The 12026-nt window shown below is 40.9% G+C and carries 4 protein-coding genes; 1 reads left to right on the forward strand and 3 read right to left on the reverse strand.

Annotation, left to right across the window (positions count from 1 at the left end; all coding sequences use genetic code 11):
* The 3 genes from AC1DPQ_RS05275 to AC1DPQ_RS05285 form a co-directional block, all read right to left on the reverse strand.
* The coding region (locus tag AC1DPQ_RS05275) for a glycoside hydrolase family 127 protein (RefSeq protein ID WP_477608269.1) at positions 1–2149 on the reverse strand (2149 nt) is incomplete at its 3' end.
* A gap of 14 nt (positions 2150–2163) precedes the next feature.
* On the reverse strand, positions 2164–3045 hold the full coding sequence (locus tag AC1DPQ_RS05280) for a sialate O-acetylesterase (RefSeq protein WP_477584966.1): 882 nt from the start codon (positions 3043–3045) through the stop codon (positions 2164–2166).
* Complete coding sequence (locus AC1DPQ_RS05285; RefSeq protein WP_477608271.1) at positions 3035–4363, reverse strand: rhamnogalacturonan acetylesterase; 1329 nt, start codon at positions 4361–4363, stop codon at positions 3035–3037. The genes AC1DPQ_RS05280 and AC1DPQ_RS05285 overlap by 11 nt, the downstream gene beginning before the upstream one ends.
* 786 nt (positions 4364–5149) lie before the next feature.
* Here AC1DPQ_RS05285 and AC1DPQ_RS05290 point away from each other — a divergent pair.
* The coding region (locus AC1DPQ_RS05290; protein WP_477608273.1) for an SDR family NAD(P)-dependent oxidoreductase at positions 5150–12026 on the forward strand (6877 nt) is incomplete at its 3' end.

Below are 12026 nucleotides of genomic sequence, written 5' to 3' on the forward strand. Positions count from 1 at the left end.
TTTCTTTTCCGTAAAAAGTTAAGCTCAGCTTATTTGCCGATAAATCTTTGTTTTTAAGCACATAACTAAACCATGCTTTTCCATTTCTAAAATGCCTTTCCTGATAAGTTCCATTGTCGGTTTGCTCGCCCTTAAAATTGTGATCTGATTCTGGCTGCTGCTCTCCAGTGTTGATCAGATCGACGGTTTGCTGTTCCGTTTTCATTTTTTCTTCTTCTGCCAGCTTAATCGCCTTTGCACGCTCTGGCAATGCCTCTGCGCTGCTGTAGGGGAAATAAACCACATACCGCTTTTCGGCCAGGGTGTAAAAAGGAACCAATTTTAAAGATTTGTATTTTGGCTGATAGATCGCATTTTGAGCACTGAAGGTTAAACTGTTTTTATCAATCAAAGTAATTTCATTTGCTAAGGTATTTTTTGCTCCTGTAACGAGTGGTGCGTCACTGATCGGGAATAATGGCCCTGAAGCAATATGTCCCATCCTACTGCCATCAGCTAATAAATTAGGTTGATTTAATGTATCCATCGCCGCAGCGAGCACAACCGGGCCACGAAGAAAGGCCACCCAATCAGAACCGTCGGGCATAAACTCAGTGGYGGTGTGCATTGGCAATGAAATGTTAATCACATCGCCAGTAGCCCAAACACGATCAATACTGGCATACCCATTCGCATCACTTTTGGTGGTTATTTTTTTTCCATTCACCAAAACAGTCATTTTTCCCTGTTCTATCCAAACCGGCTGACGAAAATGTAGGGTAAAGCGTTGCTTGTTCTTTAACTGAAGTTTGATTGTCGTATTTTCTGCATCAGGAAAAAGTGTTTGTTGTGTAAGCTGAATACCTTTTTCCTTCCAGTTTAAGGTAGAGGGAATGAAAAGATTTACATACATATCATTCTTACCATGAGCATAAATCAACTCTCCATATTTGCCATGATTTTCCAATCCCGAGCCTACACAGCACCAGAAACTCTCCTGTGGACTCGAATAAGTACGGTAATGCCCCGGCCGCATCGGTGTAAAATATACAAAACCACCTTTTGGCCGCTGCGAAGAGAGGATATGATTGTAAAGCGTACGTTCGTAATAATCGAGATAGGTATTAGAAGGCTCTGCCAAAAATAGCTGTTTGGTGAGCTTAAGCATATTGTAGGAATTACAGGTTTCCGGGCCTTCACGCGATTCTGTCATAGAAGAAAAGTTACTGGCCGGATGAAAATGCTCTCTAACACTGTTTCCCCCAATGGCTACCGTTCTATGATCTACTACTGTTTTCCAAAAGAAAGCAGCCGCATTTGCCCAGGAAGGGTCTTTATCCAACAAGGCGATCTGCTCAAAACCGATTACCTTAGGAATTTGTGTGTTCGCATGCAAACCATTCAGGGCATCTGTATTTTTTAAAAGTGGATTTAGAATGGATCGATCCGAAAACCGCTTCGCCAATTGAAGGTACTTTTGATTACCCGTTATCGCGTAAACATTGGCGAAAGTTTCATTCAACCCACCGTGTTCGCTTTTTAGAAGTTCCTGTACTTGCTGATCAGATAAATTCGAGACCAGATCTACACACCAGTCGGTGAGTTTTAGGAGCATCTGCTTTGCTTTTACATTACCTGCAACCGCATAAGCATCGTAAAGCCCTGCATAAATTTTGTGGATATTGTATAAAGGCACCCACTTTCCATTCAGCGAAAAACTTGACGATTTGATGTTGCCTGCTTTGATCTCCTTCCAGATTTCTTTTCCACCTGGAATACCTGCCAAATAGCCATCACCATTTTTTACCTGGCATTTATCCAGTTCGGCAATCATGTATTCCATTCGGTCTTTAACCTTTGTATCACCGGTTGAAGCATACATTAAAGCCAGAGCAGACAAATAATGCCCGCCGATGTGCCCATCTAAACCTGTGTTTTCCCAGTTTCCGTAAGATGCTGCTTTAGGTTTTAGTCCTGCCTCCCGTAAATAAGGAGCCAAAAGCTTATCCGCATCAAGCGAAAGCATATATTTTTTGTCAGTTTCCTGAGCCTGCTTAAACGGTCCTTCAAGCAAACGTACCTCCGTTAAATTAAATGGTTGTACGCTCGCCTGTCCGAAAGTAGTTCCATACAAGGCGGTAAACAATACAACGGTAATTATTTTTTTCATTGCTAAATGATAGTCTATTTTAAATGTTTATTTATCTCTTCGGCCATTCTTAATCCCAGCTCCCAGGTCCCCTTGGTACCAAAATGGATATGATCTTTTGGATAACGCGTATTTTTATCACTTGCTCTTTGGCTAAGATCATCGGTGAGTATAATATAAGCATTGCGGACAGATAATGATGTTTTAGCACTCGATGCTACATCACGCTGTCCGTTTCGAACTTCATCTATTGCTATACCCTTATTGGGTGGTGGGTAAACATACCCGTAAACAAACAGCATATTCGCTGTTTTCAAATCCTGCCTGACGCGAATATTGAATTGCTTCAAGTTTTTACCGTAACTCTTGCTTACTTCCTCCCCTTTATCAGCATCGGATTCGCCCTGCTGCCACAACATGCCCTTAATCACAGGTTGATAACCACGTTTGACTAAACTATCCAACCCAGATTTAACCGTACTCATAAATATCTTATATTGTAAACCTTGGTTTATTGTATCCTTTTGATCCTTTCCTGGATTCCATTGTTTATAAAGATTGGTACCACTATGTGCATGTTTTATAATGGCAATACGAGCTTTTGGACGAAGATTTTGTAATTGTGATCCAAAACCCAGTTCAGGGCCAAAACGGTCAGGCGATTCTGAAGAAGCATGTAATGGAAACCATTGATCAGGTAAAAAATTACTATTAAGATGAGGTTTTCCTGAATGATAAATCAAAACCCTGCGATCAACTTTCATCGAATCATCCATATTGGACAAGTAGCCTTGACCAGTTGCATTCGACTGTCCACCAATCAGATAAACTTCAATTACAGGCTTTTTTTGTCCGGAACAAGAAAAGCAAATAAAAGTTAATATTAAAATTAAATTACCGCTCATTTTAATTCCCATCTGGCTTGACTATACTGCTTTTGGGGCTCTCTGGCCAGTGCCAATCTGTAGGATTATCTGGTTTTGCCGGATCAAATTTTGGCAGATCATCCACCAGATATTTCGCAATCCCTAATTTCTGTTCTTTAATCCCTAAGATGATGCATTGTGCAATTTCATAAGCCCCATAAGGATTAAAGTGTGTGTTATCGGCCAATGCCTTATCCTGACCTGGATAACTGTTAGCAGGATAATGAACAAAGGCTTTTTTCGATGGCTCTTCGCCCAAAGCATTAAACAAGGTCGATGTCATGGCATTCAGATCAATCAAAGCAACTTTCTCTTCGGTAGCAACCTTACGTGCAGCATCAGGAAAATCGCCAAGAGAGTTTACAATTTTTCCATCCGGGCCAAAAGACCTTCTACTGGTTGAGGTAACCACAACAGGGATCCCTCCTTTTTTCTTCACTTCCGAAATGAATGTTTTTAACCTTTCGGTATATGATTTATAAGCGCCATCGTTTGGCCCTTTATCTTTTTGATCGTTATGTCCAAATTCAATAAAAAGGTAATCGCCAGGTTTCATCACACTTAAAACCTTCGCTAATCTTTTGCTCCCTAAAAATGAACCCAGTGTTAAGCCAGATTCGGCGTGATTGGCAATAGCAACACCAGGTTTAAAAAAACGGGGAATCATTTGTCCCCACGATGCCCAAGGTTCATCATCCTGGTTCACCACAGTCGAGTTCCCCGCTAAGAAAACAGTAACCTGATCGTCTACTTTTGTAATTTCAAGCGCCTGTAGTGCGGTTTGATGGTCAAATTCTAAAGTCAGTTTATCATCCCAATCTAGTTTGGTAAGTTCGCGTGGTTTTAAAGAAACAAGTTGTCCGCCGGCAATATGTTTATCTTTAATATTTACGATAAAAGTTTTAGTTAGCGATTGCCCAGCTGTGGTTTTCACATTTTCGAGCATCAACCTTCTCGATTCTGCTTTTACTGTACTTAATCCTGGTCCTTTCGGATCGCCTAATGTGATTGTTATTTTGTAATTACCCTCTGGAACAGCTACCGAAAAATAAAATGGTTTATCACTTTTTACCAGATCCGAAGTCAAATAATTCTTCCCACCATAATCTACGCCCACAACTTTCGAATCAAAATCGAAACCATAACCCTTTTCTGTGCTGTAAACATCAGTTGGCAAAACTGGTGTATAACCTTTAGCAACCTTTCCGGTACCAAAATCAAATTTGTAATTGGTTTTTTCCTGGGCCTGGGATAGATTGACAATTAAACCAAGAAAAATGAATGGCTTAATAAACTTTTGAATGCTCATATACTTAAGGTTTGACGTAGGATCTGTTTGATGATTAAATCCATCATATCGCTTTCCTAAAATCTGGTTAAATAAACGTCTGTTTGACATTTATAAACGAATATATAAAAACAATTCTCAATTAAAATGAGAATGAACAGTGTATTTAAAATTTAAGCGTTTTTTTAATAAAAGTGCGATGTCGGCAAACTCACAAAACAACAAATATTCGATTTTAAATACTAATTAATACTACAAACATAAACCATTCACAACACCACATAAATTTCTTCAATTTTTAATTAAAAATTTATAAGCCCAAGAAATATGAAGCAGTAAAGGCAAAAACTCCATTTTACGAACTTAAATCAACAAAAATTCAATAATTTTTAGCCAAAAAATTATAAAACCTCAACACAAAACGTATAAAATCAGTACATTATAAAAATAAATCCGTAAATTAACCCATTATTAATACTAACTCAATATGGATAGTCTTTTTTTGTATTTGAAATTTAAATACACCACATAAAGAACCATAATTGAAAACATTAATTAGAATTTTGTTCATAAAATTCATTTTTAAATGAAAAAATAGGTTGCTTTTTAAACGCCTGTTCAGTTCATTCATTTATAAATTTTTAAAACAATTTGACTTTACCAAGTCGTATATTAGTCTAATTAATCATACACACTAATCGTAGCCCTAAAAAGCTCTGTTATTGCGTATTACGGGCAGGCATAAAGAACCATTATGTTTCGCTTTTAGTCATCCATCAAACAGAAGAAGTAGAAAAATCTAAAGCCATGAACAAATACGCCATTATTGGAGTAACTCCCTTCGAAATCCCTGATAGTAGATTGGTTTCTAATCTACAAAAAGCAGATTGCTTTCCGGTTCTCAGTCTTGGACATAGCATAGCTGATGCTGAAAATGCCCTTCATTCACTCATAGCGGAGGGTATCTCCGATTTCGGTGTTAGTATCAATTCAGTAGAATTGGCTGATATTGATCTTCCTACCCAAGTATGTTTAATTATTGCACCGCATGATTTCGTGCTAAAGCGTAAAACATCAGCAAAAATTATCTACCAGGTTTTTGATCTTGAGTCGGCACTGGCTGCGCAAGCTAATGGCGCAAATGGAATTGTTGTAAAAGGAAACGAAGGTGCTGGCCGTGTAGCATACGAATCTTCTTTTGTTCTTTTTCAACGGATTATTAAAGAAATTACCACTATTCCGGTTTGGGTTCAGGGAGGTGTAGGTATTCATACAGCGGCCTCTTTAATGGCCCAGGGCGCAGCAGGAATCATTTTAGATAGCCAACTCGCCTTATTCCCAGAATGTTCTGCTCCTGAAGACTTAAAAACTATTTGTGGTAAATTAAGTGGAACAGAAACCAAACTGATCGATAAAGCTCGCGTATTGATCCGTCCAAATTCGCCGGCACTGGCAGAAGATACTGATTATAATGGCCTTCAAAAACATTTTAAAGGTTACGACCTGGAAACAAATTATCTTCCAATGGGTCAGGATATTGCCCTATCGATAGACCTGGTTACTAAATATAAAAAACTTGATAAGCTGGTTTTTGGTATAAAGGAAGCCATTTACGGCCATTTAAAACAGGCCAAAGCCATCAATGTAATAAAAGCGGATAACCCGCTTGCTAAAGATTTAAACATCACCTATCCTATTGCGCAGGGCCCTATGACCAGGGTAAGCGATGTGGCGCCGTTTGCAGATGCAGTTTCGGAAGCTGGTGCCTTATCGTTTATAGCGTTATCCTTACTAAAAGGTGCATCGGCAAAAAACCTGATTGAAGAAACCAAAAAACTGGCTGGCGAAAAAACCTGGGGCGTAGGTATTTTAGGTTTTGCACCACAAGAACTTAGAGATGAGCAACAGGAATATATATTAAATGCGAAACCTCCTGTTTTGTTAATTGCAGGCGGAAGGCCATCGCAGGCTAAACCCTTCGAAAAAGCAGGGATCAAAACTTTTCTCCATGTACCCTCTGCTTCTCTTTTAGATATGTTTTTAAAAGAAGGAGCTAAACGTTTTGTATTCGAAGGCCGCGAATGTGGTGGCCACGTTGGCCCCCTATCGAGCATGGTATTGTGGGAAAAACAGATTGAACGTTTGTTAAAGGAAGAAAATCCGGAAAGCATYAGTGTTTTCTTTGCAGGTGGCATCCACGATTCTTTTTCTACTGCATTCATTTCAGTAATGGCTGCTCCTTTGGCAGCCAAAGGAATGAAAATCGGTGTATTAATGGGCACCGCTTATTTATATACCAAAGAAGCCGTAAGCAAGGGTGCCATTTTAGATAAATTCCAACAGGAAGCCATGCAGGCAAACGAAACCGTACTGCTTGAAACCGCTCCAGGACACGAAACCAGGTGTTTAAATTCTTCATTTGCCACCTTCTTTAACGAAGAAAAAAAGAAACTTCAGGCAGAGGGAATGGATAAAAAAGAAATTTGGGCAAAACTTGAAACGCTAAATGTTGGCCGTTTACGTATTGCCGCAAAAGGTATAGAAAGACGCGGCGATGAACTCGTAAAAATCGACGAAGCTGAACAAACTGACCTGGGCATGTACATGATCGGCCAGATTGCACCTATGCATAAAGAAGTGATGTCGCTACTCGATCTTCACCAGGATGTAGCCGACAATAACTATACACATATTTTAGACGCCACACTTTCTTCTCCTCCGGAAAATAAAGCCAAAGCACTGGATGTTGCCATTGTGGGTATGGCCTGTATTTTCCCAGGGGCTAAAAACCTCGAAGAATACTGGCGCAATATCATTCTAGGCAAAGATTCTGTAACCGAAGTGCCGGATGAAAGATGGAATAAGGAACTGTATTATAATCCCGATTCTACCGCAGGAGATATGTCGCACTCTAAGTGGGGCGGTTTTATCCCGAGGATAGATTTTGACCCCTTAGAATTTGGCATTCCGCCACAATCGCTTGCGGCTATAGAGCCTACGCAGCTGCTTACTTTAATGGTGGCCAAACAGGCGATGCAACACGCTGGTTATGCCGATGGCGGTGTGGATAACGAAAATGTTTCGGTAATTATTGGTGCCGAAGGTGGAAACGATCTGGCCAACAGCTATAGTTTCAGAGGTTTTTACAAACAGGTTTTTGGCGAAATGCCAGCCGAAGTAGATGCCGTATTACCAAAAACAACAGAAGATTCTTTCCCGGGTATTTTGGCGAATGTAATTTCGGGCAGGATCACCAACAGGTTAAACCTGGGCGGTCGAAATTATACGGTTGATGCGGCCTGTGCTTCATCTTTGGCAGCAATAGACCTGGCTTGTCAGGAGTTATTTTTAGAAAAATCGGATATGGTTTTGGCCGGTGGAGCAGATCTGCACAACGGCATTAACGATTACCTCATGTTCTCAAGCACGCATGCCCTTTCTAAAAAAGGAAGGTGTGCCACTTTTGATGCCGAAGCAGATGGAATTGCCCTCGGCGAAGGGATTGCCATGRTCGTATTAAAAAGATATGATGATRCTTTACGCGATGGTGATACGATTTATTCTATTATTAAAGGTGTAGGTGGATCGAGTGACGGCAAAAGCCTTGGTTTAACTGCACCACGTAAAAACGGACAGGTAAATGCCTTAGAAAGGGCTTATAGCCAGGCTGGAATTACGCCATCACTGGTTGGCCTGGTAGAAGCACATGGTACGGGCACAGTGGTTGGTGATAAAACTGAAATCAGCGCATTAACCGACATGCTTAATCAATCGGGTGCAACCGCCGGACAAACGCATTTAGGCTCCGTAAAAACGCAGATTGGCCATACCAAATGTGCTGCCGGAATTGCAGGTTTGATTAAAGCATCGCTATCGGTTTACCACGGCATTAAACCACCTACCATCAATTTAAAAACACCAAATAGTTTCTACAATGCCCAAACAAGTCCATTCGCTTTTCATACCGAAGCTGGTTTATGGATGGAAGAAAAAAGATATGCTGGCGTGAGTGCCTTTGGTTTTGGCGGAACAAATTTCCATGCGGTATTGGAAAGTGCTCAGAATACCGAAAATAAAAATTCGATCTTAAAATCGTGGCCATCAGAACTTTTTGTTTTCAGGGGAGATACTTACGAGGAAGCCAAAAAGCGGGTGATTTCGGTAAAAAATCTCTTGGAACTGAACGATCAGATCGAACTAAAAGATATTGCCTATAGTTTAGCAACCGCTGATACCAAACCTGTTCAATTGAGCATCGTTGCCAATCATGCAGAAGATCTGGTAATGAAAATCGACCTTGTTTTATCTGGCGTAGAAAGCAAAGACACTTACCTTACTCAAAAACAGGATGGCAAGGTTGCTTTTATGTTTCCAGGGCAAGGCAGCCAAAGGGTAAACATGGCAAGAGATCTTTTTGTGGTTTTCCCTGAGATGAGAAAACTGCTGAAAGCTTATCCTGAATACGAAAAAATCCTATTTCCAAACACCGTGTTTAACGAGGTTGATGCGAAAGCACAAAAAGAACRCATAAAAGATACCCGCATGGCACAACCGCTATTGGGTATTGTTGATCTTGCAATCGCTAACTTCTTAAAATCATTGGGTATTGTGCCTGATATGGTTGCGGGCCACAGTTATGGCGAATTGCCTGCGCTTTGTTTTGCCGGTGCTTTTGAAGAAGAAACCCTGGTTTACCTGAGTGCAGAAAGAGCAAAATCTATTTTAAATGCAGTAGAAAACGGCGATCCGGGCACGATGCTCGCCGTGAGCGCAAAACAGGAAGACCTTGCACAATATCTTGGCGATATCAAAGACGTTTATCCGGTAAACTTTAATGCACCAACCCAATGTGTTATTGCGGGTAGCACCGCAGCTATCGGCCAGTTGGCTACAGTTTTAAAGGAAGCCAAAATATCTTTCCGTCCACTTGAAGTGGCCTGTGCCTTCCATAGTCCCTTGGTGGCCAAATCGAAACAGCTTTACCAACAAGTACTATCTGGTGTAAACTTTAATGATCTAAAAATTCCGGTATGGTCTAACACCACGGCAAAAGAATATCCAACTGAGGCTGCCGCTGTAAAAGAACGTTTGACCGACCATTTGATAAAACCTGTCCTTTTTGTTGATGAGCTTAGGGATATGTATGCAGCCGGCGCCAGGGTTTTCGTAGAAGTTGGCCCTGGCAAGGTGCTAAGTGGTCTAACCAAAGCCTGCATCGGTAAAGACGAAGTGATTTTACACACCGAAGATCAGGGCCAGAATAAACTCAGTAATCTGTTGGGTACACTGGCTGGTTATATGGCTACTGGCCGCGAAATCAAACTCGAAAAATTATTTGAAGGCCGTTCTGTTAAAAGCATCAAATTGGATGAACCTTCAATTTATAAAAAAAGTCCCGCTATCTGGTATGTGAACGGTCAACACGCTGTTCCATCAACGGGTAAACTTCCGGCCAATGGCGCATCCCCTATTACTAAACCGATTATCCTTATGAATAACACCTCTACACCAACTGAAAATCAACAGGTTAATGGCTCTGCCAAAGATTTGATGATGCAGGAGTACCTGCACAGCATGAAAATGCTGATTCAGGCACAACGCGATGTGATGCTTTCCTTTTTAGGGCAAGCTCCCGCAATGCCTTCGCAAATCATTAATCAACCTTTAACATCATATCAGGCACCTCAACCTGTCCGTATCGAAAATCAGATCACGATAAAACAGGAAGTGCCACAAGCACAAACCATCGAAGTAATAACACCTGTGGTTGCACAAAAAGATTTAAAACTGGTGCTTTTACAGCTAGTAAGCGATAAAACCGGCTATCCACAGGAAATGCTGGGTATGGAAATGGATCTGGAAGCCGATTTAAGTATCGATTCGATCAAACGTGTAGAAATTATTGGTGCTTTACGTAGCGAACTGGGTGGTTTCTCTCAATTAAACCTTCCGGAAGATAAAATTATGGAACAGCTTGCCGGACTTAAAACCTTAAGCAGCCTGGTAAACTGGCTTACAGAAAACACCGAACAGCCAAAAGCGGTTAGTGCACCTGCTCCGATAGCCGTAACAACAAGCCAGCTTGAACCTGCAAAATTTTCATTAGATCAGTTAAAATCGGCCATTCTTGATGTGGTGAGTGAAAAAACAGGCTATCCAAAAGAGATGCTGGGCATGGATTTAGATCTTGAAGCTGATTTAAGCATCGATTCGATCAAAAGGATGGAAATTATCGCCTCTTTAAAAGAAAAAATCGGATTTGGTTCACAAGGCGATCAAGCTGATGACTTAATGGAGAAATTGGCCGCAATCAAAACCTTAAATGCCCTGGTTAACTGGATTGCCGATGTTGAAGCAGAAAGCTCGGAGGTGCTTACAGAAGCAAAAAAGCTTATTGAGGAGAGCATCGATGATCAAACGGTTAAAGAAAAATTATCCCGTTTAAGATTTGAGCTAACTCCTGCTGCACTTACCATTACCGAAGCAGCCATTTTAAAAGGTCAGCGTTTTGCCTTAACCGATGATGGTGGCGGACAGGCCATCAAAATCAAGAAAGTGCTCGAAAAACATGGTGCTATTGCTGATCTGGTGAGCTTTGAAGACTCATTGGACGGCTATCAGGGCCTCATCATTTTGAACATGTTCGAAGCACAGCAAAAAGTAGGCATTCTCGATCATTTCGCAACGATTAAAAAACTAAATTTTGATACCGTAAAATGGGTGTATCTGATTGCGGATACCAAACAATATTTTAACGATCAATCTGATATTTCTTTCTTGAGAAATTATCAAGGGTATTCGGGATTCTTTAAAAGTTTAGACCGCGAATACGAGCATACCAAATGCCGTTTCATCAGTCTCGAAACCAAAATGTCCCCTGATGAAATCACCAATATTACCTTAAACGAAATCCTGAATCCGGATAAACCTTCGGAAATTATTTACAACGACCATAAAAGACACATTATGGAACTTGTACCGCATCAATTGAGTACCGAAACTGATGCGCACATCCATTTGGATAAAGATGCCGTGGTAATGGTTTTAGGTGGCGCACAAGGCATTACAGCCGAACTGATGATMCACTTCGCAAAAGATTACCCTTGCAGGTACATTCTGGTGGGCCGTTCTGCAAATCCAATAGCTTCGGCAAATGAAGCCAGTTCTTCGTTAAAAACCAAAGATGAGATCAGGCAGTACGTAATTAAGCAGGGCGAGATTAAAAAACCTGCAGAGATAGAACAGGAAACGAATCGGATTTACAAAAATAACCAGATTTTACGTTGCATTGCAACTTTAGAAGAAGGTGGATCGACGGTAGTTTACGAATCGTTAGACCTTAAAGATGAAGAAGCACTGACCCGTTTGATCAATCAGGTTTACGAAGATTATGGTCGCATAGATGGCGTGGTACATGGTGCAGGTTTATTGGAAGATAAATTGTTCCACAGTAAAACTTCCGAATCTTTCGGACGCGTTTTCGATACCAAAGTAACCCCATTAAGGGTATTGGCTGAGCAGTTAAGACCAGAAACTCAATTTGTGATCCTTTTCTCGAGTATCGCTTCGGTTTACGGAAACCGTGGGCAAACCGATTATGCTGCAGCAAACAGTGTAATGGATAAATATGCCTGGGCCTTAAAACAGAAGATTCAAGGCAAGGTAATGGCCATTAACTGGGGGC

This window comes from Pedobacter sp. 01T416_2 (assembly GCF_056398925.1).